Genomic DNA, 25,100 nt, shown 5'->3' with positions numbered 1-25,100 from the left:
AGAGTTCCGCTGTGTCAGATTCCGTCGTCGCCCGGTCCGCGCCCGCACCCGCGACCGTCTCGACCCTCACCCTGTCGACGTTCGTCGTCGGCTCGATGGTGGGCGCGGGTGTCTTCTCGCTTCCCGGCACGTTCTCGGCGCAGACCGGCGTCGTCGGCTCCCTCGTCGCGTGGGCCGTGGCGGGCACGGGGATGTTCATGCTGGCGCTCGTCTTCCAGCGCCTCGCCGCCCGGCGCCCTGAGCTGGATGCCGGGGTCTACTCCTACGCGCGCGCCGGTTTCGGGCGCTATCTGGGGTTCCTCTCCGCGTTCGGCTACTGGGCGAGCGCGTGCGCGGGCAATGTCTTCTACTGGGTGTTCATCATGTCGACGGTGGGCGCGGTCGTCCCCGCCGTCGCCGGGGGCGACACGCCCGTGGCCGTCGCGGTCTCGTCGGCCGGCCTCTGGGTGTTCTTCCTCCTCGTGCGCCGCGGCACGCGCGAGGCCGCCGCCGTGAACCGCATCGTGAGCGTCGCCAAGGTGCTGCCGATCGTCGCGTTCGTCTTCCTCTGCCTGTTCGCGTTCGACCCCGCCGTCTTCGCAGCGAACATCTCCGGCCCCTCCGACCTGCCGCTGTACGACCAGGTGCGCGGGACCCTCCTCGTGACGGTGTTCGCCTTCATCGGGGTGGAGGGCGCCAGCGCCTACTCCCGGCATGCCCGCCGTCGGCGCGATGTGGGACGGGCGACGGTGCTGGGATTCGTCAGCGTCCTGGCGATCTTCCTGTCGGTCACGATCGTGTCGTTCGGCATCCTGCCGCGCGAGCGCATCGCGGCGCTTGCGCAGCCCTCCATGGCCGGGGTGCTGGCCGAGGTCGTCGGGCCGTGGGGAGCCGGGTTCGTCGGTGTCTCCCTGATCGTCGCGGTGCTCGGGGCGTACCTCTCCTGGACGCTGATGGCGGCGGAGGTCCTGCTCGTCGCCGCACGCGACGGCGACCTGCCCCCGGTGTTCGCCCGCACCAACGACCGAGACGTCCCCGTCGGCGCGCTCACGATGTCCACGCTGCTCGTGCAGGTGCTCCTGATCGTGGTGCTCTTCTCGACGAACGCGTTCGACGTCGCCCTCAGCCTGACGAGCGCGTTCGCGCTCATCCCCTACGTGCTGACGGCGGGCTACGGCCTGTGCGTCGCGCTCGCCGATGTCCGGTCGGCGCCGTCACTGCGCGTCGCCGGCGCGGTTGTGGTCGCCGTCTGCGCCACGGGGTACACGATCTTCCTCCTGTCAGCGGCGGGCGGCCAGTACCTGCTGCTCGCGACGCTCGTGCTCGTCCCCGGGACCCTGCTGTTCGCCCTCGCCCGACGTCGGAACGGCGAGCGCGTGTTCACCCCGTGGGAGGTGGTCGTCTTCGCCGTCGCGGGCGCGGCGGCGATCGCCACGGCCGTGTTGCTGGCGCTCGGGACGATCACCGTCTGAGCGCGGGCCACCGGCGGATGGCCGGAGAGCGCGCTCAGGCTTCGACGGCCTCCGCGACCGGGAGCGGGTAGAGCTGGTCGATGAGCTGAGCGACCCAGGCGATGAGATCGCCGTCTCCGAGCGGCTCCCCCGCCGCGGTCGGCAGCGGAACGACCATCGCCTCGCCCCCCGCGAGCACCTTCGACTTCGGATAGAGCCGCTGCAGCCGCACGCGCAGAGAATCGGATGCCGGTGCCGGCACGACCCGCAGGTTCGGCCCCATCGCGACGACGTCGCTGAGGCCCGCGACAGCGGCGCGGCGGCGCAGGCGCGCGATGGCGACGAGCCCGTCGACTTCGCGCGGCGGCGTGCCGTAGCGGTCTGTGAGCTCCTCGATCACGAGGTCGATCGGGTCGGTGGAGGACCCGGCATCCCCGCCGCGCGTGCGCGCATCGGGCGAGGCCGCTGCGGAGAGCTTCTGGTAGGCCTCCAGACGCAGCCGCTCACTGTCGATGTAGCTCTCGGGCAGGCGCGCGTCGATCGGCAGCTCCAGGCGCAGCTCGGTCGGCCCGTCCACCTCGTCGCCGCGGAACGTCGCGACCGCTTCGCCGATCATGCGCAGGTAGAGGTCGAAGCCGACGCCGGCGATGTGGCCGGCCTGCTCGGCGCCCAGGAGATTTCCGGCACCGCGCAGCTCGAGGTCCTTCAGGGCGACCTGCATACCGCTGCCGAGGTCGTTGTTGACGGCGATGGTCTCCAGGCGATCGGCGGCGGTTTCCGACAGCGGCTTCATCTCGTCGTAGAGGAAGTAGGCGTAGGCGCGCTCCCGCCCGCGACCGACACGCCCGCGCAGCTGGTGGAGCTGGCTGAGGCCGTACTTGTCGGCACGGTCGATGATGATCGTGTTGGCGTTGGAGATGTCCAGGCCGGTCTCGATGATGGTCGTCGACACCAGCACGTCGAAGCGCCGTTCCCAGAAGCCGTCCACGACCTCCTCGAGCGCATGCTCGCCCATCTGACCGTGGGCGACGGCGACCCGCGCCTCGGGCACCAGCTCGGCAAGCTGGGCGGCGACGCGTTGAATCGACTGCACGCGGTTGTGGACGTAGAAGATCTGACCCTCGCGCAGGAGCTCCCGACGGATCGCCGCGGCGATCTGCTTGTCGCTGCGCGGACCGACGTAGGAGAGGATCGGATGCCGGTCCTCGGGCGGCGTCTGCAGCGTCGACATCTCGCGGATGCCGGTGACGGCCATCTCGAGTGTTCGCGGGATCGGGGTCGCGCTCATCGCGAGGATGTCGACATTCGTCTTGAGCTTCTTCAGCGCATCCTTGTGCTCGACGCCGAACCGCTGCTCCTCGTCGATGATCATGAGTCCGAGATCTTTGAAGGCGACCTTCTCGGTGAGGATGCGGTGGGTCCCGATGACCATGTCGACGCTGCCCTCCAGAAGGCCCGCGACGATCTCGCGCGCTTCCTTGTCGGACTGGAACCGCGAAAGCGGACGCACCTTCACGGGAAAGCCTGCGAACCGCTCGGTGAACGTGTCGAGGTGCTGTTTGACCAGAAGCGTCGTGGGCACGAGCATGGCGACCTGCTTGCCGTCCTGAATCGCCTTGAAGGCGGCACGCACCGCGACCTCGGTCTTGCCGAAGCCGACATCGCCCGAGAGCAGGCGGTCCATCGGGATCGGCCGCTCCATGTCGGCCTTGATCTCCTCGATGGTCTGCAGCTGGTCGGGAGTCTCGGCGAAGGGGAACGCCTCTTCCAGCTCACGCTGCCACGGCGTGTCCGGACCGAACGCGTAGCCCTTGGCGGCCATGCGCGCGGAGTAGAGCTTGACGAGTTCGACGGCGATGTCGCGGACGGCCTTTCGTGCCTTGCCCTTGGCCGCGGCCCAGTCGCTGCCGCCCATCTTCGACAGTGTGGGCGCTTCGCCGCCGACGTACTTGCTCAGCAGATCGAGCTGGTCGGTGGGGACGAAGAGCTTGTCGCCGGGGTGCCCGCGCTTGGAGGGGGCGTACTCGAGCACGAGGTACTCGCGTGTGGTCTTGACCGCGTTGCGGCCGCCGCTGGAGACCTCGCGCTGCACGAGCTCGACGAAGCGGCCGATGCCGTGGGTGGCGTGCACGACGATGTCGCCCGCCTTCAGCTGCAGCGGGTCGACGACGTTGCGGCGACGGGAGGCGAGCTTCTTCACGACCCGGCTGTCGGCGCCGATCGTGCGGCCGTAGAACTCCGCCTCGGTGAGCACGGCCAGTCGCGCCTCGGGCTGCTCGAAGCCGCTCTCCAACGCTCCGACGACCGTGACGGCGACGCCCGGTTCCGGAGCATCGTGGAGCTCGTCGACGCTGCGTGCGGCGATGCCCCGCTCGGCGAGCACGTCGCGGGCGCGATCGACCAGTCCGACACCCGAGGCGGCGACCACGACACGCCACCCCTCGGCGAGCAGCTGTGCGACGTGCGCGGTCGCGCCGTCGACGTTGCCCTGGAATGACGGCACCGCCGATCCGGGCACGCGGACGACATCGCTGCGCGGCGCGGAGGCCAGGCCGGCGAGGTCGGCCGCGGCATCCGCCTCACCCGAGTCGAAGCCGCTGAGGGTCCACCACACGCCGGAGCGGGCCGATGCCGCCGCTTGCAGCTCGGGCAGGGTGAGGAAGTCTCCGGAGCCCAGGTCGATCGGGGTGTCGGCGCCGGCGACGGCGGCGCTCCACGCCGCCTCGAGGAACTCGCGGTTGGTCTCGCCCAGGGTCATGGCGCGGCCGACGGCACGCTCCGGATCGACGAGTGCGACCGCCGCACCGGACGGCAGGTAGTCGGTGAGTGGCACCACCGCGTCGGCGAGCACGGGCAGGAGGGATTCCATCCCCTCCACGGGGATCCCCTCGCTCATCTTCTCCAGCATGCTTCGCAGACCGGGGAAGCGCTCGCGCAGCGCCGCCGCGCGCTCGCGGACCGCGGGCGTCAACAGCAGCTCGCGGCTGGGCAGGAGAGTGATGTCTGTCATCTCTCCGGGCAGAGAGCGCTGGTCGGCGACGGAGAACGCGCGGATCTGATCGATCTCGTCGCCGAAGAACTCGACCCGATACGGGTGGTCGGCCGCCGGCGGGAAGACGTCGAGGATGCCGCCGCGAACGGCGAACTCGCCGCGGCGGGAGACCATGTCGACCCGGTGGTAGGCAAGATCCACGAGACGGTGCGTGACGCCATCGAGGTCGTATCCGCGTCCGCCCACCGACAGCGCGATGACACCCGCATCGGTCAGTCCGGCCGCGAGGGGCTGAAGGGCGCTGCGCACGGAGGCGGTCACGACAAGCGGGCGTCGTCCGTCCCAGCTCGCGACGGCGCGCAGCAGAGCCAGACGGCGTCCGACCGTCTCGGGCGAGGGGCTCAGCCGCTCGTGCGGAAGCGTCTCCCAGGCGGGAAAGTGCAGCACCTCGGCATCCGGGATGACGTCGGACAACGCCGCCCCGAGCGCCTCCGCCCGGCGGCCTGTGGGAGCCACGGCCAACAGCACGCCCGGCAGACCCGCGGCGCGCCGACGATCCAGCAGCGCGGCCAGCAGCGGTGCGTCCAGCCCCGGAATCATCGAGAAATCGGCGTCTGACAGCGCGGACTCGACGGATTCGCGGACCACGTCCGCCTGAAGGAGGGCGCGAACGATCCCGGAAACTGTCACCGAACGAGTCTACGGCGCCCCACCGACACGCGCTTCGCCCGCCGGCCCCGCGTGAGGGGTGCGCGACGATGAGGCTCCTGCTCTCACCGGGGTTGTCCCTAGGATGAGCTGGTGAGCGAGAACCCGCAGCACGCCCCCGTACCGCCCGCCGTGGCGGGAGCGCCGGGACCGGGCGCCTGGCACGCCGGCGGCTACGTCCAGTCCGTGCCAGGTGCTCCTCCGGTCTATCTGCCGCCGTCCGCGACGACGCCCCCGCCCGCCCCCTCGAAGGCTCTGGGCACGATCGCGTTGATCGCCGCCGTCTGCGCCGTCGCTGTGGCGTCGGCGCTCAGCGCGACCACGAGCTTCGCCGCCGCGACGGGCGCCGTCGCCCGCGCTGACCTGACATCCACCCGGTCCCTCGAACATCTCTCGGACGATCAGACCCTCGCCCTGCTGAGTCCCGTGCGCGGTCTCGTGCTGTGGGCCGAGATCGGGTTCTGGGCGGGAACCGCCCTCGGTGTCTGGGCCCTGATACAGGGAATCGTCGCGATCGCGAGCCGTCGGGGACGGGGGCAGGGCGTCGGCGCCGTCATCGTCGCGGCGACGGGGCCGATCGTCTACGCCGTCGCGGTCACGCTCGCCGTTCTCGCCGGCGTGGTCGCGGCAATCCCGACGTACTCCTGACCCCTCCGCACGCGTCGGCAGGCGGAACCGTCCGCGACCTCAGGCGCGCGGCGCGTGATGCTTCTGCTGCGCCGCGAGCAACCCCTCCCCGACGAGCAGCTCGACCGCATCGGCAGCGTCCGAGATCAGCAGCGCCAGCGAGGTCCGCTCGGTCGATGAGAACGGATCGAGAACCCAGTCCGCAGGATCCTGCCGTCCCGGGGGGCGGCCGATACCCACCCGCACGCGCGGGAAGTCCGGGGTGCCGAGGGCCTTGGCGACATCGCGGATGCCGTTGTGGCCGCCGTGGCCGCCGCCGGTCTTGAGCTTGATGGTGTCGAACGGGATGTCGAGCTCGTCGTGGACGAGCACGATGCGTTCGGCGGGCACGTCGTAGAAACGCGCGAGCTGCGACACGGGCCCGCCCGACACGTTCATGTAGGAGTTGGGGGTCGCCAGCACGAGCTTCGCACCCCCCGGACGCAACCAGCTCTCCGCGACACGCGCGTTCGCCTTGTGCGCACGCAACGTCTCCCCCCGCCGTGACGCGAGCTCGCCGATCACCATCTGCCCCACGTTGTGACGCGTGTTCTCGTAACGGACACCGGGGTTGCCCAGGCCCACCACCAGCCACGTTTCGGCCATGCTCACATCCTCACCGGTCGATCCACGACGAAGCCCGCCCCACCAGTATCGGCGGCGACGGGCTTCGTTCATGATGCGTCGATTACTCGGCAGCTTCTTCCGACTGCTCCTCGGCGACGGCCTCGTCGGCCGCCTCGATCTCAGCGGCCTCGGCCGTGGCCGGCGCGGAGATCGCGACGATGAGGGTCTCGCGGTCGGTGACCAGCACCGCACCGCGCGGCAGCTTCAGGTCGGCGGCCGTGATGTGCGTGCCCTCCTCGAGTCCGTCGACGTCGACCTCGACGTTCTCGGGGATGTGCGTGGCCTCGACCTCGAGCGACACGGTCGTGTTGTCGAGGTTGACGATCGTGCCGGCGAAGGGCTCGCCGACGACGACGACGGGAACGTCGACCTGAACCTTCTCGCCCTTCTTCACGACGAGCAGGTCGATGTGCTCGATGATCTGCTGCACGGGGTCCTTCTGCACGTCCTTGACCAGCGTGAGCTGCTGTGCGCCGGCGATCTCCAGCTCGAGCACGACGTTGGCGCGACGCACGAGCAGCGCGACCTGGTGGCCGGGCAGCGCGACGTGCACCGGGTCGGTGCCGTGGCCGTAGATGACGGCGGGGATCTTGCCCGCGGCGCGCAGGCGGCGGGCGAAGCCCTTGCCGAAGTTCTCGCGAAGCTCGGCGATGACCTTGGTGTCGGTCTCGGTCGACATGATGGATTCTCCTTGCGGGCATCTCGCCCTGGTCTGGGTCTGGGTCTCGACTCGAACGTGGTCACGTGAGGAGAGCCCGCCCGGACTGTGCGTCCGAACCGCGTGGGCCCGCATCACCGCGTCGATCACGGATGCCGATGCGCGAACGCGCGGCATCCCTCGCCGAGGGAGGAGATCAGTCTACCAGCGACGCCGCTACGATGGAGACGGTGCCCGAACGGGCGCGCTCGCGCGGCCGAGGCCCCGCTCACTCGTCTCTCACTCCGGAGGAACCCATGGACTACGGCTGGATGTCGCACGCACTCCTGTGGATCATCGGCCTGATGTCGGTGGGATCGGCCGTCGCCGTCGTCGGAGCACTCTTCACGCTCGGCCGCTCCGGCTACCGCAAGGACTGATCCGCTCCCGCCGCGGCCGGCATCCGCGACGCGGCGTCGAGATCACCGCGCCGTGAGCAGATCGGCGATCCGATCCACGACGACCTGCAGATCGGCCCCCGTGGCAACGCGGAAGCCTGCCTCGTCCTCAGTCAAAGGCTCGCCGACACTGTCTCGGCCGACGAGTTCGACGAACACGACGTCGCGCACACGCGCGCGAACGGCGTCTCTGGCCACGCGCGTGAGGGGACCGGTCGTCACGACGACGGCGGCCGCCTCCACGAGCACGAGACGAAGCGCGTCCAGCCAGATCTCGGCGTCCGACGGAATCGGCATCGACTCACCGCGCCGGCGCCGGCGCCGCGGGGGCGGTCGCAACTCGTCGCCGTCGATGTAGCGGGCGCGCAGTCGGGCGGCGAGCGCTGCTCCGGTGAGCTCGACCGCGGCATCCGACGAACCCATCAGCACGACCCGCGCCATCTTCACCTCCGCTGCCCCGTCGGGACCGACCGCTCGAACCCGCGATGCGAGCGTACCTCGCCTGCGCGTCGCCGCCCGCGTCCGCTATCGCCGGTCGGCCCGGTCGAGAGCGGTGCGCGCGCGAGCGGCGACCTCGATGATGCCCCCGATGTTCTCGACGGCGACCCCGTCCTCGTCCGCACCGAGGTGCTCGAGCGTCGCCAGCTGGGACTCCAGGAGGGCCACCGGCATGAAGTGCTGCCGCGAGCGCATCCGGCGGTCGAGCTCTTCGCGCGACACGACGAGCTCGACGAAGCGGGCATCGGGCGCGGCCGTGCGGATGCGATCGCGATAGCGACGCGCGAGAGCGGAACAGGCCATGACCAGTCCGGGCGACGAGGCCAGGCGCTGCCCGACGACGTCGAGCCAGGGACGGCGGTCGTCGTCATCGAGCGGCACGCCCGACTCCATTTTGGCGACGTTCTGCGCGGGGTGCAGGTCGTCGGCATCCACGAAGTCGACGCCGAAGTCGACGGCCAGCGCGGCCCCGACGGCGGTCTTGCCCGAGCCGCTCGGACCCATCACGACGATGCGCGGTGCACGGGAGGCCATGCTCACTGCCCTGCCTCTCGCGCGGACGCCATGGCTACGATCACCTTGGCGCTGGATGCCGAGTCGCGAGCGGTCTCGAACGCCGCCTCGGCATTCGAGGGCGCGAACTCGTGCGTGATGACGCTCTCTACGCCGGGCTGCGCATCCAGCAGAGCGATCGCCTCTTCCATCTCGTCGAGAAAACGGAAGGCACCGGTGAGCGTCACCTCCTTGGCGACCACGGGGGCAAGGTTGATCGGACGGGGCTCGTTCGGCAGCATCCCGATCTGCACGACGACGCCGCGCCGACGCACAGCGCAGACGGCAGTGTTGACCGCGGCCGCCGCGCCCGAGCACTCGAGCACCACATCGTAGGCCTCCACGGGAACATCGTCGCTGCCGGCACGCCAGGTGCGATCGGCCCCCAGTGCGGCGGCGCGATCGAGCGCTTCGGGCAGCAGGTCGCTGACGTCGACGACGGCCGCGCCACGCGCACGGGCAGCGACCACGGCGAGCAGTCCGATCGGCCCGGCCCCGCACACCAGCACGCGGGCCCCCTGGAGATCACCGGCGCGACCGACGCCGTGCAGCGCCACCGCGAGCGGCTCCGCCAGCGTCGCACGCCGCACCGGGAGGGTGTCCGGCAGGACGCGCACCATCGCCGCGTCGACCACGAGGTCGTCGACCATCGCCCCCTGCGTGTGCGGGGTGGTCGAGGCGCTGCCGAGGTATGAGCCGCCGGGCCACAGGTGCGGCGCCTGTGCGATGCCGGGCAGGGACGTTCCGAAACGTGCCGGGTGCACCGTGACGGGCGTGCCGGGCGGCCAGGTTCCCGAGGGATCGTGCTCGACCCAGCCGGCGAGTTCGTGGCCGGGAACCAGAGGTTCGGTCACCACGAACGCTCCGTTCGCCCCGTCGAAGTAGTAGTGCAGGTCAGAGCCGCAGATGCCGACGTAACCGACCCGCAGGCGCACCTGTCCGGGAGCGCACGGCGGCACGCGGACTTCCTCGACCGTCACGTCCTGGCGTCCTCTGATCACGACCGCATCCATGGGTTGCTCCTCTCGATCACACGACCGCGGTCATGCCGCCGTCGACGAACAGATTCTGTCCGCTCACGAAGTCGCTCGCCGCCGAGGCGAGGAAGGTCAAGGGTCCGCGCAGTTCCTCGACACGGCCCCAGCGGCCCGCCGGGGTGCGCTGGGCGACCCAGGCGGTGAAGTCCTCGTCGGCGACCAGCGCCGCATTCATCTCCGTGGCGAAGTAGCCCGGCGACAGGGTGTTCACCTGGATGCCGTGGCGTGCCAGATCGGCGGCCATTCCTCGCGACAGCTGCGCGATGCCGCCCTTGCTCGCGGAGTACGGCGCGATCGTCTGTCGCGCCAGGGCCGACTGCACCGACGCGATGTTGATGATCTTTCCCGAGCCGCGCGCGATCATCCCCGGCGCGATGAAGCGGGACACGTAGAACGCGCTGGAGAGGTTCGTGGCGATGACGTCGTCCCAGTCGGTGACGGAGAACTCGGCGAACGGCGCCCGACGCTGGATACCGGCGTTGTTGACGAGGATGTCGGGAACACCGACGCGCGCGATGAGCTCTGTGATCGCGGCGTCGACGGCCGCGGCATCCGTCACGTCGAAGACGACCGTCTCGGGAAGGCTTCCCGTCTGCGCGGCCAGCAGGGCGGCGCTTTCCGCCACGCCCTCGCTGCTGCGGCCGTGGACGATCACGCGCGCTCCGGCCTCGGCGAGCCCCGTCGCAAGGCTCTGTCCGAGCCCGCGCGAGGATCCCGTGACGAGGGCTGTGCGTCCGCTGAGGTCGAACAGATCAGACAAGGGACACCGCCCCGAAGATGACGAGCACGAAGGCGAAGCCCACGACCGACTCGAGTGCCTGCTGCACCGTCCACGTCTTCAGCGTGGTCTTCACGTCCATGCCCATGAGCCGACCGACGAGCCAGAAGCCCGAGTCGTTGACATGACCGGCGAACACGGAGCCTGCGGCGGTGGCCAGAACGACGCATGCCACCTGCAGGGGGCTGAAGTCGGCGGCGAGGACCGCGGGCGAGACCAGGCCCGCCGCCGTGACCAGCGCGACCGTTGCCGATCCCTGGGCCACGCGCAGCACGACGGCGATGAGGTAGGCGGCGAAGATCACGGGGATGCCGAGGGAGGAGAGCGAGTCCGAAAGCGCCGAGCCGATGCCCGAGGCCCGCAGCACGCCGCCGAACATGCCGCCCGCGCCCGTGATGAGCACGACCGAGCAGATCGGCCCGAGGGCGGAGTCGACGATCTTCTCGAGTGCGGTCCCGTGCACGCCGCGGCGGGTGCCGAGCACGAACAGCGCGATGAGCACGGAGATGAGCAGAGCGATCTGGCTCGTGCCGATCAGACGCAGCGCCTGCACCCAGACGAGCGAGCCCTCGACGACGCCGGCTGACACCAGTGCCGAGATCCCGGTATTGAGCAGGATCAGCACGAGCGGGATGGCGAGCACGCCGATGACCGTGCCGGCCTTGGGCGGGTTGACCGGGTCGACGTCGCGGCCGCCGAAGAGGTCGACGATCGCCAGAGGAATGCGCTTGTCCGTGAACTTCGCCCACAGGTAGCCCGTGAGGTACCAGGTGGGCAGCGCCACGACGAGTCCGATGACGAGCACGAGACCGAGGTTCGCCCCGTACGTCTCGCTCGCGGTGATAGGCCCGGGGTGCGGCGGCACGAAGACGTGCATCACCGAGAATGCGGCGGCGGCACTGATGCCGTACAGGAGCATGTGCTTGCCGCCGATGCGCCGTCCGACGGCGAAGATCACCGGGAGCATCACGATCAGACCGGCGTCGAAGAACATCGGGAAGCCCATGATGAGCGACGCAACGCCGAGCGCGAAGGCTGCCCGCTTCTCACCGAAGACGGACACCATCTTCTCGGCCAGCACACGAGCGCCGCCCGAGGTTTCCACGAGCGCCCCCAGCATCGCCCCGAGCCCGACCAGCAGGGCGACGGCGCCGACGGTGCCGCTGAAGCTGTCGATGAGGACCTTGCCGACACCGTCGATCGGGATGCCGGTCGCCAGCGCCGTCAGCAGAGAGACGAGCACGAGCACGAGGAAGGCGTGCATCCGCGCCCAGATGATGAGGATCAGGATGAGCGCGATGGCGCCGGCTGCGATGAGCAGCAGAGGGACGGCGCCGAGCGTCTGCGTCCAATCTTGCATGGGAGCTTCTCCGATGAATCGTCCATGTGCCGGGGTCGTTCCCGGCCGCGGGACCACCGTTTCACAAAAGTAGTACTTATCGCAAGCGAATAGTCGTACTTTTCTCGCGCGTACCCGGCGGGAGGCGCCGCCTCCCGGTAGCGTGTCCCGTGACAGAAGGACGCCGATGCCCACCACCGCCCCGACCGCGTCGCACGCGCACATCGTCGAGACCCTCGGCCTCCGGATCGCCGGCGGCACGCTCGCACCCGGGGCCGGAATGACGGTCGCCGCACTCGAGCAGGAGTTCTCCGCCTCTCGCACCGTCGTGCGCGAAGCGGTGCGCGTGCTCGAAGCCCACGGCCTGCTCCGGTCTCGACGCCGGGTGGGACTCGTCGTGCGCCCGCGCGAAGAGTGGGACAGCCTCGACGCCACCGTCATCGAGTGGAGCCTGGACGGTCCGCGTCGCCACGACGTGCTCCGAGAGCTGACCGAGCTGCGCGCCGCCGTGGAACCCGTCGCGGCGCGCCTGGCGGCCGAGCGGGCCGACGACACCGCACGCGAGCTCCTGCTGACGTGGGCCACGCGGCTGAACGAGCTCGGCGCACAGGGGCTCGGCGACTCCGAGGAGTACCTCGAGGCGGATATCGCCTACCACTCGCTTCTGCTGCGCGCCGGCGGCAATCCCCTCTTCGGCAAGCTGAGCGAGCCGATCGCCGAGATCCTCCGCGGTCGGGCGGTGCGCGGCCTCACGCCGAGCCTGCCGCGCGTGGGCACACTGGAAGCGCACGTCGCGACCGCGCAGGCGATCGTCGAGCGCGACGGCGCGGGCGCCGAGGCCTCGGCACGCGAGCACCTGACGCTCGTGTCCGGCGAAGTCGCCCACCTCTGAGGCGCGGGCAGCATCATCAGGATGTGGGCGTGGTCAGCCTCACATCACCGACGATCACCTCGACGCGCTGACCCGGCTCGATCGGAGCGGCGCTGAACGGCGCTCCGGTCATGACGACGTCGCCCGGGCCGAGCGTCGTCCACGACGCGACGTAGGCCAGACACTCGCGAATGGAGACGGGCAGGGCCCCGGCATCCGTCTGCGCCACGACCGCACCGTCGATCTCGAGGCGCAGGGCGACGTGGTCGATGTCGGCCCGCGTATCGATCCACGGCCCGAGCGGCGTGTAGCCGACCCCCGACTTCGATTCGAAGTTGCGGACGTCGATCGCCGCTCGATCGGGACTGGAGAGATCGTTGACCGCGGTCACGCCGCGCACGAACCGGTCGGCCGTCGCCGCCGTCAGAGCCGTGCAGTCGCGACCGATCACGACGGCGATCTCCCCCTCGGCCACGCTCCGGCCGGCATCGCGGCGCAACCGCACGCAGCGCCCCGACGGGACGATCGTGCGCGGACTCTTCAACCACGCCTGCACCGGAGCGGGATGACCGGGCCCGTTCTGCGCGATCCCGACGAGCACCAGAGGAGCCGCCGGGGCGATCATCTCGGCATCGGGGCGGGGCGCTGCGACGTCACGCGGATGCGCTCCGATAGCGTCGCGGTCATCGGGGAACGAGATCGGCACGGGCCCCTCGGGACTCCACCGCACATCCACGCTCTTGCCGTCGATCAGCGCCCTCCCGATCAGCACGACGGCGCTCCTGCTCCGATGCGGCGCATCACCAGCGCACGGTCCGGATGGTCACCGTCGTCGACGCCACGCCCTCGCCGGCCTCGTCGCGCGACACCTTCACCGCGTCATCGGTGCGCGTGAGGTCTCGCCGGAGGGTCTCCGGCACAAGGAAGGTGGCCGCCGTCGTGATCAGCGCGAGCGTGGCCATGTAGATGCCGAGCAGCACCCAGTTGCCGCCGCTCACGGCGATGAGGTAGGCCCCGAGCACACCAGCCAGCCCACCCGCCAGCACCGCCGACAGCTCGCGTGCCATGGCCACCCCGAGGTAGCGATGGCGGTTGCCGAACATCTCGGGGAGCATCGCGCACTGCGGTCCGAGCATCACGTTCACCCCGAACCCGATGCCGATCGCGATCACCGCGATGGCGATCGCGTAGTCGCCGAGCGTCAACAGCCACCACGCCGGGAAGGAGTACAGCAGCAGGAACAGCGCGCCCATCCGGTAGACCGTGCGGCGACCCCAGCGGTCCGACAGGGCCCCCGACAGCGGCACCGTGAAGATGCCCAGCAGGGAGCCGAGCGTGACGCCCCACGTGAGCAGGCTCTTGTCGGCGCCCGAGCCCGCGACGGCGACGAAGAAGGTCAGCGCGAGCGTGTTCAGCATGTAGGAGCCGCCGTTCTCGGCCATGCGCAGACCGATGCCGACGATGACGCCCGGCAGTCCGTGACCGAAGATCTCGCGAATCGGACGGTCGCTGACCTGCTCGTGCTTTTCGAGCTCGACGAACGTCGGGGTCTCGCGCAGGCGCATGCGGATGAACAGCGCGACCAGGATGAGCGCGAAGGAGCAGAGGAACGGAACGCGCCATCCCCACGAGAGCAGCTGATCCTCCGGCAGGAGCGTGATCAGGCTGAAGACCACGGCGGCGAGGAGCGTGCCCGCCTGGATGCCGATGAACGGCAGTGCGGAGAAGAAGCCGCGTCGGCGCACGGGGGCGTACTCCGCCATCAGCACCGTGGCGCCCGCCTGCTCGGCTCCGGCGCCGAAGCCCTGCAGCAGGCGCATGAGCACCAGCAGCGCGGGTGCCCAGAGCCCGATCTGGGCGTAGGTAGGCAGCAGCCCGATCGCGGTGGACGCGCCACCCATGAGGAGGATCGTGATGACGAGCACCCACTTGCGGCCGAGACGGTCGCCGAGCACCCCGAAGAACAATCCGCCGAACGGGCGAGCCACGAAGCCCACGCCGAACGTGGCGAAGGCCGCGACGGTCGCCATCGCCGGATCGTCCTGCGAGAAGAACAGCACATTGAAGATGAGCGCCGTCGACAGCCCATACAGCGCGAAGTCGAAGTACTCCAGAGCGCTGCCGATGCTGGAGGCCAGAGTGGCCCGTCGCAGGTTCGCCGCGTATCCGGGGTCGTCCGAGGTGGTGTCCACCGGGGTTCGAAGGTCTGTCACTGCCATCTCCTTTGATCGGCACGGCACGGCCGCGTGTGCGATCAGAGTATCAACCCAGTGAACGATGTTCAATATGTTGGATTCAGGTGTTCCGAACCCGCTGCGACACCTCACGCCGGCGGCGATCGGTCGCGACACTCACCTCCGACGGGCGGCCGCGCTGAACGGATTCGTGAGCTGGCGCGCAGCGTCGTTGAGCGCGGCCGCCACCTCCGCGATCCGGCGCTCGTCCGCCTCACCCGCAGGCAGTCCCACGCCGATGGCGAGCTGCGGGTCGCCCGGCGCCCACCCTTCCAGCGGCACGGCCACCCCGACGATGCCGGGCCACGATTCCTCGGCATCCAGCGCCCAGCCGCGCTCGCGCACGTCCGCGAGGCGCCGCAGCAGCCCGCTGAGCTCACGACCGACCGGGTCAGCGGCGGACGACGAGGCGGCATCGGCACCCACGAGCGCGGTGACCTCGGCATCCGAGAGCGTGGACAGCATGGCCCGCCCGGTCGCGCTCAGCGCCGCCGGAAGGCGGGAGCCGAGCGGCGTGCCGATCCGCACCGCGCGCGAGCCCTCGTGCCGGGCGATGTAGAGCGCGTCGGCCCCGTCGAGGATCGCCACCTGCACGAGCTCGGCCACGAGGACCGGTGACGCGTCACAGACACCGTAGAACTCGCGCACCTGATTGAACTGCGCGGCGAAGGCTCCGCCGAGCTCGGCGGTTCGCAGGCCCAGGCGATAGCCCTGCGCACCCCGCTCGATCATGCGCGCCGCCTCCAGCGCCAGGCACAGGTTCGCGGTCGAGGACTTGGCCAGGCCCAGTCCTCCCGCGATCTCGGTCAGCGTGAGCGGGCGCCCCGCGTCCGCGAGGAGTTCGAGCAGGCGGATGCCGCGGGTGACGGCGGGAGCGGGGTCGCGTGCCGCGCGGTCGTCGAGGTCGTCGGTCATGGTCCTCCTTCACGACGCACACCGCCGCGCGTCGATGTCAGTAGAACTCGACCGTATCGACAACGGCGTGCAACGCGGCACCATCGAGCAGACGCGTCGCGTCGGCGGCGAACCGACGCGCGATCCGCTCCTCCTCCCGACTGTCGAGGGCCGCCGTATGCGGGCTCACCAGGACGCGGGGGTGCGACCACAACGGCGAGTCCTGCGCGAGCGGCTCCGCCTCGAAGACGTCGAGGGCGGCGAAAGAGACCGTGCCGTCCTCCAGCGCCTCCAGCAGCGCCGCCTCATCGATGACGCTGCCGCGTCCGACGCTGGCCAGGATCAGACCCGGACGCGCCGCCGACAGGAGGGCGGCGTCGATGAGATGGTGGGTCTGCGTCGTGCCCGGCAGCGTCACCACGACGGCATCCACCTGAGAGATCGCCGACGCGAGCTCCTCCAGCGGAACGAGGCGGTCCACGCCCTCCACCGACTCCCCCGAACGGGTCGTGCCCCACACCGTCGCGCCGAGGGCGGCGAAGCGCCGCGCACAGGCCGACCCGATGCCGCCGAGCCCGACGATCAGCACCGTCATCTCATCGATCTGGCGCATCTGCCATCGCAGTGGCCACGTGTGGGAGTCCTGGTCGGCGCGCAGACGCGGCAGGTCCTTCGCACCGGCGAGCACGCCGAACACCGCGAACTCGGCGAGCGCTCCCCCGTGGACGCCGGCGGTGGTCGAGAAGACGATGCGCCGCAGCGCCTCGGGCGCAAGCGCCGCTTCCCGCACCTGCGCGCCGCCACCGGCCGCCGTGGTCATGACCCACCGCAGCCGCGGATTGGCCGCGACCGTGCGTGCGAGCGCCGCCGGATCGACATCCGGGATGCCGAACAAGGCGTCGGCCGAGTCGACCAGGTCGTCGAAGCGGCGCTGCTGGGCGGGCGTGCGCCGGAACGCGGGGTCGCCGGACCAGTCGGCGGCGCCGCGCATGGGCGGAAGCAGCTCGGGCTCCCGAACCATGTGGACGCGCGGCTCCAGCTGCTCGATCAGTCGGCACAGGTCCTCCCGCAGCGGTACGGCGGCGACGGCGCGCAGTGTGCGGACGGCGTGATCCGACATTCGTTTCCCTTCATCGGGTGGACGTGGTCGGCGGCCACTCTATCGCAGGTTCATTTTACTGAACACTGTCCATCCTGTTGGACTTTGTCTACAGTGTCGTCATGACATCGTCTCTCACAGCGGAGGACGTCCGCCTCGGAATGATCGGCACCGGCGCCATGGGCACGCCGATGGCACATCGTCTCATCCGCGCCCGCGGGCGGCTGGCGATCTGGTCGCGCGCACCGCGGCCCGATCTCGTCGACGTCGGCGCGCGCGCCGCGGGCACGCCCCGCGAGCTCGCCGCGCAGAGCGACGCCGTTCTCGTCATGCTGCCCGACCTCCCCGACCTCGAGAAACTCCTCGACGGCGACGACGGCCTGCTCGCCGGCGCCGGAGACCTGCTCCTGCTGATCGGTTCGACCTCTTCGCCGACCGGCGTGCGCGCGATCGCCGAACGACTCCACCGGCAGAGCGGGGGCCGTGTGCGGGTCGTGGACTGCCCGGTCTCGGGAGGCGTCGACGGCGCGAGCGCCGGCACACTGTCGATCATGCTCGGCGGGACGGATGCCGACGCCGCCCTGGCCGCACAGATCCTCTCCCCCTGTGGCACGCCCGTCCACCTCGGCCCCCTGGGCGCCGGCGAGGTCGCGAAGGCCTGTAACCAGCTCGTCGTCGCCGCGACCATCGTCGCTCTCGGAGAGGCGACAGAACTCGCCGCGCGATCGGGGCTCGATCTCGACGCGCTGTGGTCGCTGCTGGCGGGCGGCTACGCGGGGTCGAACCTGTTGGCAAGCCGCAAGGACCGCCTTGTCGCCGGTGACGACAGCCCCTCGGGAGCCGCCGCCTACATGGTGAAGGATCTGGGCTTCGCCGCCGACGTCGCGGCATCCACACACACCGCGACCGCCCTGCTGCCCGCCTTGCGCGCTCTCTTCGACGAGCTCGTGGACGCGGGCCTCGGCGACCGCGACATCTCGGTCACGCGTCGCCTGACCGCGCGTCGTCATCCGACGCCTGTCGCACCCGGGGCGGACTACGCTGAGACGTGAATCCCCGACCGACCCCTGAGGAGTTCGACGTGCCCGAACAGACCGCTGCCGAGACCACCACGCCCGTGTCGCCCACGGCCAACATCGGAGTCGTCGGACTCGCGGTCATGGGCTCGAACCTCGCCCGCAACCTGGCGTCGCGTGAGGGCAACACCGTCGCGGTGTACAACCGTTCGCACTCCAAGACCGACGAGCTCGTGGCCGAGCACCCCGAGGCCGGCTTCGTCCCCGCTTTCTCCTACGAGGAGTTTGCCGCCAGCCTGCAGAAGCCGCGCACGGCACTCATCATGGTCAAGGCCGGCGGCCCCACCGATGCCGTCATCGACGAGCTCATGAACGTCTTCGAGCCCGGCGACATCATCATCGACGGCGGCAACGCACTGTTCACCGACACGATCCGTCGCGAGAAGGCCGTGCGCGAGCGCGGGTTCAACTTCGTGGGAATGGGTGTCTCCGGCGGCGAGGAGGGCGCGCTCCTCGGCCCGTCGCTCATGCCCGGCGGACCCGACGAGGCGTGGGTCACCCTCGGTCCGATCCTGCGCTCGATCGCGGCGGTCGCCGAAGGCGAGCCCTGCGTGACCCACATCGGCCACGACGGGGCCGGCCACTTCGTGAAGATGGTGCACAACGGCATCGAGTACGCCGACATGCAGCTCATCGCGGAGGCCTACGACCTCATCCGCCGCGCCACGGGCACGTCGCCCGCCGAGATCGCCGACGTCTTCGCCGAGTGGAACACGGGCGAGCTGGAGAGCTACCTGATCGAGATCACCGCCGAGGTGCTCCGCCAGGTCGACGCCGAGACCGGCGCCCCGCTGGTGGACGTCATCCTCGACCAGGCCGGCGCGAAGGGCACCGGCGGCTGGACCGTGCAGACCGCGATCGACCTGGGAGTTCCCGTCTCGGGCATCGCCGAGGCGGTGTTCGCGCGATCGCTGTCGAGCCACCCCGAGCAGCGTTCCATCTCCGGCGCACTGCCGGGTCCCGACGACTCGACCGGCGAGCACCTCACCGGCGCCGACGCGGACGCCTTCATCGAGCAGGTGCGGCTGGCCCTCTACGCGTCGAAGATCGTCGCGTACTCGCAGGGATTCGACGAGATCCGCGCCGGCGCCGCGCACTACGACTGGTCGATCGACCTCGGCGCGGTCAGCAAGATCTGGCGCGCCGGCTGCATCATCCGCGCCCAGTTCCTCAACCGGATCGCCGACGCGTACGAAGCCGAGCCGGACCTTGCCGTTCTGCTCACCGCGCCGTACTTCGTCGACGCGCTGACGCGCGCGCAGGACGCGTGGCGCAACATCGTCGCGCTGGCTGCCGCCGCCGGCATCCCCGCTCCCGCCTTCTCGTCGTCGCTGGCCTACTACGACGGGCTGCGCGCCCGCCGCCTTCCCGCCGCCCTCATTCAGGGCCAGCGCGACTTCTTCGGTGCGCACACCTACAAGCGCATCGACAAGGACGGCACCTTCCACACGCTGTGGTCGGGTGACCGCACCGAGGTGGAGGCCGAAGACACCCACTGACCGCCCGCGGCGCGGCTGAGCGGGGGCGTTTCGACCCGCCCTGCTCAGCCGCGAGTCGAAAGGCCTAGATCCAGTCCTTCTTCTTGAAGACCAGATACAGCCCCGTGCTGACGGCCGCCATGAGCGCGATGGCGAAGGGATACCCCCACGGCCATGACAGTTCGGGCATGTCGTGGAAGTTCATACCGTAGATGCCGGCGACGAGCGTCGGCGCGAAGCCGATGGCGGCCCAGGACGAGATCTTCTTGACCTGATCGTTCTGCTCGATGCTCGTGCGCGTCATCTCGCTCATCTGGTCGTTGCGTCGCTGGTCGACGATCGTCGCGTGGATCGTCAGCGCATTGTCGAGGGTTTCGCGAAACGCCGCCACTCGCGCGTCGATGTAGCGGGCACGATCGGCGATCTCCCGATATCCGGGGGCCTCACCACTCGGCATCCGTGTACTCACGTAGTGCTCCAGGCGGTCCATCATCGCCGGCAGCGGCGCCGTCGCGTGCCGCAGGTCGATGACCTCGCGCTGCAGGGCGAAGATCCGCCGGGAGACGCCCTCGTCCTCCCCGAACAGTTCCTCCTCGATCTCGTCGATGTCGTGCTCGATCTCGTCCATGACGGACCGGTACCCGCGCGTGACGTACTCGAACGTTCCCCAGAGCACGCCCAGGGGCCCTCGAGCCGCGATGTCGGGATGCTCGTCGAGCAGCGCCCGGATCCGATCGATGTCGACCGCGCCGTCGCCGGAGATGACGACGAAGAAGTCGGGGCCGACGAAGAGGTCGACTTCGCGGCACTGCACCGTCTCGGTCGGCTCGTCGTACTGGGAGGGCTGGACGACGACGAACAGGTGATCGCCGAAGCGCTCGAGCTTCGACCGCTGATGAGTGCGCAGCGCCGTCGCGACGCCGAGCCGTTCCAGCTGCAGCACGTCGGCGAGCGCACTCACCTCGTCAGCACTCGGGGCACTCAGGCCGACCCAGAGCATCCCGCCCCGGCGGCGCGCCTCGGCGAGCGCATCGGCCGGAGCGGCGTCGGTGGGGTGAGCGATGCCGCCGTCGTAGACGACGCATTGGGGCTGAGCCATGAGAGCAACCCTAGGCCCGCCGGGCGGCCCCGCTCCTCACCGCTCTCATGCCGTGATGTCGGTGACGGCGCCCTTGTCGAGCCGCAGCCGGCGACGGGCGCGGCGCGCGACGGCCGAGTCATGGGTGACGACGACGAGGGTCAGCCCCTCGGCGGAGAGACGTTCGAGCACCACGAGGATCTCGTCGCGCATCGACTCATCCAGATTCCCGGTCGGCTCATCCGCCAGCAGCACGCGCGGGCGCTTGGCGATGGCCCGCGCGATCGCCACCCGCTGCTGCTGCCCGCCGGAGAGCTCCCCCGGACGGTGGCTGCCGCGATCGGAGAGGCCGACGTGCGCGAGCGCCTCCTCGACACGGGTGTGACGGTCGGCACTGTCCAGACGCAGCGGTTCCAACCCCATGGCGACGTTCTCCGCCGCGGTGAGCGTGGGAATGAGATTGAAGGCCTGGAACACGAAGCCGATCTCGTGCGCGCGCACCTTCTGCAGGTCCGTCGCGGATGCCGCCGCGAGGTCGGTGTCGCCGAGCAGCACCGTTCCGCTGGTCGGGACGTCGAGCGCGCCGAGCATCTGAAGCAGGGTCGACTTGCCCCCACCCGTGGGACCCTGGATCGTCGCGAACTCTCCTGCCTCGATCTGCAGGTCGACCCCCGTCAAGGCCTTCACCTCCCTGCCCTTCTGACGGTAGGTCTTCGTCACGGACGTCAAGCGATAGGCCGCTCCCGCCGCGGTCGGCGCAGGGGTAGCGATGGTGTCATCGATCACGGTCATGTCGGTCATTCCTTCGAGATGGTGGATGTCGGTGGGGGCGGCCGGGGTGCTCACGAGACCGCCCGTAGTGCTTCTGCGGGGCTGAGACGGGCGGCACGCCAGCCACCGAACACGCCGGCGATCAGTCCGCCGAGGACGGCGAGCACGAGAGCGAGCCCGACGATCCAGAGCGACAGCGGCGCGTGCAGGGCGATCTCGGTTGTCGTCTGCGCCAGCTGACCGCCGAACCCGCTTCCCCCACCGCGACCACCCCCGCCCGGACCTCGGCCGGCGGTCGCGCCCGCGGAGGCCGACACCGTGGGGGCGATGATGCTGATGATCAGCGCGCCGATGAGGCCGAGCGCCACGCCGATGACACCGCCGATGAGGGCCTGGACCACGGACTCCCCCGCCACCTGGCCGACCACACGCGCGTTGGACCACCCGATGGCCTTCAGCGTGCCCAGCTCACGGGTGCGTCGGGAGATACCCGAGATCGTGAACAGGACCGCGAGAGCGACGGCCACCACGAGGACGATGATCGACAGCCACGTGCCCAGGTTCGTGATCAGCGAGCTCGCGCTGGCGAGCGAGCCCGAGACGGTCGAGGCAAGATCCGACTGCGAGCTGACGGTCGCCGTGGGGAGGGCGGCCTTGAGCGCGGACTGGATCGCGGCGATGCGATCGCTCGAGCTGACCTGCACGTACACCGTGGACACGACGTCGCCCGCGCCGGAGAGCTTCTGTGCGACATCGAGCGGAATGTAGACGTTGGCGGCGGTGTCGGCCGACGAGGACGAGGACGCGACGATCCCGACGATCTGGAACGGCGTCCCCGCCACATCGATGGTGCCGTCCACGGCGAGAGAGGCACTGGCCGCGTAGGTCGCGTCGACCACGGCGACATCCGTACCCGCGTCAGAAGAGGTGAGCGCGCGTCCGCCGCTGACGGTGGCAGCCGTCAACGGCCCCGCGGCGGTGGCGCCCGGGTCGACGCCGAGCACGCTGAAGGAATCCACGCCGAAGGCACCGACGCGTCCAGCGTGCTGCGACCGAACCCGGTGACCAGGCGCGACTGGTTGAGGGTGGTCGTCCCGTCCGCGCCGGTCTGGCCGCCGCCGCCTTCGAAGTTGAAGCGACCACCGCGCGTGTTCGAGCCGGGCTGGGCCTGCGCGCCGGTGACGGTGAGGTCGGTGCCGACGCCGTATACCGAGGCCAGGGCCTCCGACTGGGCGTCGCGCACGCCCGCGGACAGCGCGTTGACCATGATGACCAGCGCGACCGCGACGGCCAGGCCGATCGCCACGATCGTGGTCTGCTTCTTGCGGCCGGACAGCTCACGGCGCAGATACGTCCAATACATCGCGTCTCCTTCTGGCGAGGGAGCCCGGGTGCTCGGTGCGCCGACGCGACGAACGTACGAGCCGTTTCGATGCGCGATCGAAGGGCGACTGAGGAAGTGGCTATGAGCCACTCGGCAGAGCCTGCTGCAATCCACAGCGGGCTCATAGCGCGACGCATAGGTTCTTCACAGTACCGGCAGCACAATGGAGCCATGACCGCTCTCGCCGCCTCCCCTGTCCTGCACCGCCCAGACGGGTCGGCGCTTCGCGTCCTCGTCGTCGACGACGAGCAGATGCTCACGGACCTGCTCTCGATGGCGCTGCGCATGGAGGGCTGGGAGGTCCGCACGGCGGGGTCGGGATTCGACGCGCTCGCGCAGGCGCGCGAGTTCGATCCCGACGCCATGGTGCTCGACATCATGATGCCCGACCTCGACGGCATGTCGGTGCTGCAGCGACTGCGTCACGCCGGCAACGATGTGCCGGTGCTCTTCCTCACGGCGAAGGATGCCGTCGCCGACCGCGTCGCGGGCCTCACCGCCGGCGGCGACGACTACGTCACCAAACCGTTCAGCCTGGAAGAGGTCGTCGCGCGTCTGCGCGGTCTGATGCGCCGCGCCGGCACCGCGACAGCGGGCGGCGCCGACCCCGTCCTGCGCGTCGGTGAGCTGACACTGAACGAGGACTCCCATGAGGTCATGCGCGGCGACACCGAGATCGAGCTGACGGCGACGGAGTTCGAGCTGTTGCGCTTCCTCATGCGCAACCAGCGTCGCGTCGTGTCGAAGGCCCAGATCCTGGACCGCGTCTGGAACTACGACTTCGGCGGGCGCTCCTCGGTGGTCGAGCTGTACATCTCCTACCTGAGGAAGAAGATCGACGCGGGCCGTGACCCGCTCATCCACACGGTGCGCGGCGTGGGCTACATGATCAAAGCTCCGCAGTGAGCGCAGCGCCTGCGCCGAAGAAGGTCCGACGGCGACCGCAATGGAGCCTGCAGACGCGACTGATCGCGGCCGTCGTCGGCATGGTCACGCTGATTCTGGCGATGATCGGCGTCGCCACCAGCGCGCTGCTCGGCAACATCCTGTCCGGCCAGCTCGACACACAGGTGCGCGATGCGGCAGCCAGTGTCAGCGCGCAACTGCTCTCGCAGAAGGTGGACTTCGGCACCGTGCAGTCCGCGTACACCGTGCTGCAGGATGCGCGCGTGCGAACTCCCGGAGTGCTGCTGATCGTGAGGTCGGCGAGCGGCTTTGACGGGGCGTACCTCGACGGCAACAGCGTGAAGTCGCTGACGGACGCACAGGTGCTCGAGATCGCCAACGCATTCGACTCCGGTCCCTCCGCGACGGGGACGGTGGACGACATCGGCACCTACCGGCTGTTCACCACCGGCGCCGGTCCCTACGCGATCGCGGTCGGGCTGCCGGTGTCGACCGTGAACACGACCATTGCGCAGATCCTGACGACCGTCGCCCTCGTCACCACCGGAGGGCTGCTGCTGCTGGCGGCCGTCATCGCCGTGGTGATCCGCTATTCCCTTCGGCCGCTTCGGGCCGTCGCCGCCACGGCGACACGCGTCGCTGCGCAGCCGCTGGACTCGGGCGACGTCACCATCTCCGAGCGCGTCCCGGCATCCGAAGCCGATGCGAGCGATGAGATCGGGCGTGTCGGTGCGGCACTGAACACTCTGCTCGACCACATCGACGTGTCACTGGCCGCCCGGCAACGCAACGAGGAACGCATGCGCTCGTTCGTGGCCGACGCCAGCCACGAGCTGCGCACTCCCCTGGCGGCGATCCGCGGCTACTCCGAGCTTTCCCTGCGGTCGCTGCGAACCGTGAACGCCGCCGGCGACGCGGCCACACCGGCCCAGGTCGCGATCAGCGCCGAGCAGTCGGAGCAGAGCCTGGAGCGCATCCAGTCCGCCTCCCTGCGGATGACGGCGCTCGTCGAAGACCTGCTGCTGCTGGCTCGACTCGACGAGGGCAAGGAACTCGTGTACGGCGCCGTCGACCTCACGCGAGTGGTCGTCGACAGTGTCGCCGACGCACAGGTCGCCGGCTCGGGACACGAATGGCAGCTGGATGCCGCCGAAGAACCGGTCGTCGTCGCCGGAGATGCGATGCGTCTGCATCAGGTCGTGGCGAACCTGCTCACCAACGCCCGCGTGCACACGCCGGCAGGAACGACGGTCACCGCGAGCGTCGCCGTCGAGGAGGGCGACGCCGTCGTGCGCGTCACCGACAACGGTCCCGGCATCGATCCGGTGGTCGCCGGCGAGCTGTTCGAGAGGTTTGCGCGCGGCGACGCCTCCCGCGCACGCCAGACCGGAGGTACCGGCCTGGGCCTGTCGATCGCGAAGGCGATCGTCACCGCGCACCACGGCACGATCTCCGTCAACAGCGAACCGGGACACACCGAGTTCGAGGTACGACTGCCGGCGCGCCCGGCGGCCCCGCACGCGGCCGACGCGCCGGCCTGACCCGGGCTGCGCGCGACCGGGGCCGAGACCGCCCCGACGACCGGGC

23 protein-coding genes are annotated in these 25,100 nt (G+C 70.2%); 7 read left to right on the top strand and 16 right to left on the bottom strand.

Annotation, left to right across the window (positions count from 1 at the left end; all coding sequences use genetic code 11):
• Positions 1-11 precede the first annotated feature (11 nt).
• Complete coding sequence (locus HMPREF1529_RS09555) at positions 12-1,451, top strand: basic amino acid/polyamine antiporter (protein ID WP_016464666.1); 1,440 nt, start codon at positions 12-14, stop codon at positions 1,449-1,451.
• A 34-nt stretch (positions 1,452-1,485) separates the two neighbouring features.
• Here HMPREF1529_RS09555 and mfd read toward each other — a convergent pair whose 3' ends face one another.
• Entirely contained in the window at positions 1,486-5,112 is a 3,627-nt protein-coding gene (gene mfd, locus HMPREF1529_RS09550; protein ID WP_036282865.1) for a transcription-repair coupling factor, read from the bottom strand.
• Between the two features lie 111 nt (positions 5,113-5,223).
• Here mfd and HMPREF1529_RS09545 point away from each other — a divergent pair, with 111 nt between their 5' ends.
• Positions 5,224-5,778, top strand: coding sequence for a hypothetical protein (locus HMPREF1529_RS09545; protein ID WP_016464664.1), 555 nt, complete (start codon positions 5,224-5,226; stop codon positions 5,776-5,778).
• A gap of 39 nt (positions 5,779-5,817) precedes the next feature.
• Here HMPREF1529_RS09545 and pth read toward each other — a convergent pair whose 3' ends face one another.
• The 7 genes from pth to HMPREF1529_RS09510 form a co-directional block, all read right to left on the bottom strand.
• Positions 5,818-6,402, bottom strand: a complete 585-nt coding sequence (gene pth, locus HMPREF1529_RS09540) for an aminoacyl-tRNA hydrolase (RefSeq protein ID WP_016464663.1) — start codon at positions 6,400-6,402, stop codon at positions 5,818-5,820.
• Positions 6,403-6,484: 82 nt separating this feature from the next.
• Complete coding sequence (locus HMPREF1529_RS09535; protein WP_016464662.1) at positions 6,485-7,102, bottom strand: 50S ribosomal protein L25/general stress protein Ctc; 618 nt, start codon at positions 7,100-7,102, stop codon at positions 6,485-6,487.
• 440 nt (positions 7,103-7,542) lie between these two features.
• Positions 7,543-7,959 (bottom strand): hypothetical protein, encoded by a 417-nt coding sequence (locus HMPREF1529_RS09530; RefSeq protein WP_016464661.1) that lies wholly within the window; start codon positions 7,957-7,959, stop codon positions 7,543-7,545.
• 84 nt (positions 7,960-8,043) lie between these two features.
• Complete coding sequence (locus HMPREF1529_RS09525) at positions 8,044-8,550, bottom strand: gluconokinase (RefSeq protein WP_005052493.1); 507 nt, start codon at positions 8,548-8,550, stop codon at positions 8,044-8,046.
• A 2-nt stretch (positions 8,551-8,552) separates the two neighbouring features.
• A complete protein-coding gene (locus HMPREF1529_RS09520) occupies positions 8,553-9,581 on the bottom strand; it encodes a zinc-binding dehydrogenase (RefSeq protein ID WP_005052491.1) in 1,029 nt (342 codons plus the stop codon).
• A gap of 16 nt (positions 9,582-9,597) precedes the next feature.
• The gene (locus HMPREF1529_RS09515) at positions 9,598-10,365 is read right to left on the bottom strand and encodes an SDR family oxidoreductase (RefSeq protein ID WP_005052490.1); all 768 of its coding nucleotides are present in this window, start codon (positions 10,363-10,365) and stop codon (positions 9,598-9,600) included.
• Complete coding sequence (locus HMPREF1529_RS09510; RefSeq protein WP_016464660.1) at positions 10,358-11,743, bottom strand: GntP family permease; 1,386 nt, start codon at positions 11,741-11,743, stop codon at positions 10,358-10,360. Before HMPREF1529_RS09510 ends, HMPREF1529_RS09515 begins: the two co-directional genes overlap by 8 nt.
• Before the next feature lie 166 nt (positions 11,744-11,909).
• Between HMPREF1529_RS09510 and HMPREF1529_RS09505 the strand changes: the two genes are divergently transcribed.
• The gene (locus tag HMPREF1529_RS09505; RefSeq protein ID WP_016464659.1) at positions 11,910-12,614 is read left to right on the top strand and encodes a FadR/GntR family transcriptional regulator; all 705 of its coding nucleotides are present in this window, start codon (positions 11,910-11,912) and stop codon (positions 12,612-12,614) included.
• 16 nt (positions 12,615-12,630) lie between these two features.
• Here HMPREF1529_RS09505 and HMPREF1529_RS09500 read toward each other — a convergent pair whose 3' ends face one another.
• The 4 genes from HMPREF1529_RS09500 to HMPREF1529_RS09485 form a co-directional block, all read right to left on the bottom strand.
• Positions 12,631-13,365, bottom strand: a complete 735-nt coding sequence (locus HMPREF1529_RS09500; RefSeq protein WP_016464658.1) for a fumarylacetoacetate hydrolase family protein — start codon at positions 13,363-13,365, stop codon at positions 12,631-12,633.
• 28 nt (positions 13,366-13,393) lie between these two features.
• Positions 13,394-14,812 (bottom strand): MFS transporter, encoded by a 1,419-nt coding sequence (locus HMPREF1529_RS09495; RefSeq protein ID WP_051120831.1) that lies wholly within the window; start codon positions 14,810-14,812, stop codon positions 13,394-13,396.
• Between the two features lie 132 nt (positions 14,813-14,944).
• Entirely contained in the window at positions 14,945-15,742 is a 798-nt protein-coding gene (locus tag HMPREF1529_RS09490) for an IclR family transcriptional regulator (protein WP_016464656.1), read from the bottom strand.
• Positions 15,743-15,779: 37 nt separating this feature from the next.
• Positions 15,780-16,841 (bottom strand): D-2-hydroxyacid dehydrogenase, encoded by a 1,062-nt coding sequence (locus tag HMPREF1529_RS09485; protein ID WP_016464655.1) that lies wholly within the window; start codon positions 16,839-16,841, stop codon positions 15,780-15,782.
• Between the two features lie 101 nt (positions 16,842-16,942).
• Here HMPREF1529_RS09485 and HMPREF1529_RS09480 point away from each other — a divergent pair, with 101 nt between their 5' ends.
• Positions 16,943-17,872: an NAD(P)-dependent oxidoreductase gene (locus tag HMPREF1529_RS09480; RefSeq protein WP_016464654.1), complete on the top strand. Its 930-nt coding sequence runs from the start codon at positions 16,943-16,945 to the stop codon at positions 17,870-17,872.
• Positions 17,873-17,901: 29 nt separating this feature from the next.
• Positions 17,902-19,395: an NADP-dependent phosphogluconate dehydrogenase gene (gndA, locus tag HMPREF1529_RS09475; protein ID WP_016464653.1), complete on the top strand. Its 1,494-nt coding sequence runs from the start codon at positions 17,902-17,904 to the stop codon at positions 19,393-19,395.
• A gap of 64 nt (positions 19,396-19,459) precedes the next feature.
• On the opposite strand, the gene HMPREF1529_RS09470 is transcribed toward gndA, so the two are convergent.
• Genes HMPREF1529_RS09470 through HMPREF1529_RS16455 form a run of 4 tightly spaced genes read right to left on the bottom strand, consistent with a single transcriptional unit; the run spans position 19,460 to position 22,586 of the window.
• Positions 19,460-20,473 (bottom strand): magnesium and cobalt transport protein CorA, encoded by a 1,014-nt coding sequence (locus HMPREF1529_RS09470; RefSeq protein WP_016464652.1) that lies wholly within the window; start codon positions 20,471-20,473, stop codon positions 19,460-19,462.
• Between the two features lie 45 nt (positions 20,474-20,518).
• Positions 20,519-21,244, bottom strand: coding sequence for an ABC transporter ATP-binding protein (locus HMPREF1529_RS09465; RefSeq protein ID WP_051120852.1), 726 nt, complete (start codon positions 21,242-21,244; stop codon positions 20,519-20,521).
• A gap of 50 nt (positions 21,245-21,294) precedes the next feature.
• Positions 21,295-22,242, bottom strand: coding sequence for an ABC transporter permease (locus HMPREF1529_RS09460; protein ID WP_332248112.1), 948 nt, complete (start codon positions 22,240-22,242; stop codon positions 21,295-21,297).
• The gene (locus tag HMPREF1529_RS16455) at positions 22,185-22,586 is read right to left on the bottom strand and encodes a hypothetical protein (protein ID WP_016464649.1); all 402 of its coding nucleotides are present in this window, start codon (positions 22,584-22,586) and stop codon (positions 22,185-22,187) included. The genes HMPREF1529_RS09460 and HMPREF1529_RS16455 overlap by 58 nt, the downstream gene beginning before the upstream one ends.
• A 192-nt stretch (positions 22,587-22,778) precedes the next feature.
• Here HMPREF1529_RS16455 and HMPREF1529_RS09455 point away from each other — a divergent pair, with 192 nt between their 5' ends.
• On the top strand, positions 22,779-23,513 hold the full coding sequence (locus HMPREF1529_RS09455) for a response regulator transcription factor (RefSeq protein ID WP_016464648.1): 735 nt from the start codon (positions 22,779-22,781) through the stop codon (positions 23,511-23,513).
• Entirely contained in the window at positions 23,510-25,054 is a 1,545-nt protein-coding gene (locus HMPREF1529_RS09450) for a sensor histidine kinase (protein WP_036282863.1), read from the top strand. Before HMPREF1529_RS09455 ends, HMPREF1529_RS09450 begins: the two co-directional genes overlap by 4 nt.
• Positions 25,055-25,100 lie beyond the last annotated feature (46 nt).

It is taken from the genome of Microbacterium sp. oral taxon 186 str. F0373, assembly GCF_000411455.1.
Classification (GTDB): Bacteria; Actinomycetota; Actinomycetes; order Actinomycetales; family Microbacteriaceae; genus Microbacterium.
Note: the sequence above shows the minus strand (reverse complement) of the source record. Positions and strands in the feature narration are given on the sequence as shown.

Coding starts and splice junctions, on each gene's coding strand:
- pth (WP_016464663.1), bottom strand. CDS start 6,402: ATGGCCGAAACGTGGCTGGTGGTGGGCCTGGGCAACCCCGGTGTCCGT.
- HMPREF1529_RS09495 (WP_051120831.1), bottom strand. CDS start 14,812: ATGGCAGTGACAGACCTTCGAACCCCGGTGGACACCACCTCGGACGAC.
- HMPREF1529_RS09485 (WP_016464655.1), bottom strand. CDS start 16,841: ATGTCGGATCACGCCGTCCGCACACTGCGCGCCGTCGCCGCCGTACCG.
- HMPREF1529_RS09470 (WP_016464652.1), bottom strand. CDS start 20,473: ATGGCTCAGCCCCAATGCGTCGTCTACGACGGCGGCATCGCTCACCCC.
- HMPREF1529_RS09480 (WP_016464654.1), top strand. CDS start 16,943: ATGACATCGTCTCTCACAGCGGAGGACGTCCGCCTCGGAATGATCGGC.
- HMPREF1529_RS09505 (WP_016464659.1), top strand. CDS start 11,910: ATGCCCACCACCGCCCCGACCGCGTCGCACGCGCACATCGTCGAGACC.
- HMPREF1529_RS09455 (WP_016464648.1), top strand. CDS start 22,779: ATGACCGCTCTCGCCGCCTCCCCTGTCCTGCACCGCCCAGACGGGTCG.
- HMPREF1529_RS09535 (WP_016464662.1), bottom strand. CDS start 7,102: ATGTCGACCGAGACCGACACCAAGGTCATCGCCGAGCTTCGCGAGAAC.
- HMPREF1529_RS09510 (WP_016464660.1), bottom strand. CDS start 11,743: ATGCAAGATTGGACGCAGACGCTCGGCGCCGTCCCTCTGCTGCTCATC.
- HMPREF1529_RS09520 (WP_005052491.1), bottom strand. CDS start 9,581: ATGGATGCGGTCGTGATCAGAGGACGCCAGGACGTGACGGTCGAGGAA.
- HMPREF1529_RS09530 (WP_016464661.1), bottom strand. CDS start 7,959: ATGGCGCGGGTCGTGCTGATGGGTTCGTCGGATGCCGCGGTCGAGCTC.
- HMPREF1529_RS09490 (WP_016464656.1), bottom strand. CDS start 15,742: ATGACCGACGACCTCGACGACCGCGCGGCACGCGACCCCGCTCCCGCC.
- HMPREF1529_RS09465 (WP_051120852.1), bottom strand. CDS start 21,244: ATGACCGTGATCGATGACACCATCGCTACCCCTGCGCCGACCGCGGCG.
- HMPREF1529_RS16455 (WP_016464649.1), bottom strand. CDS start 22,586: ATGTATTGGACGTATCTGCGCCGTGAGCTGTCCGGCCGCAAGAAGCAG.
- HMPREF1529_RS09525 (WP_005052493.1), bottom strand. CDS start 8,550: ATGGCCTCCCGTGCACCGCGCATCGTCGTGATGGGTCCGAGCGGCTCG.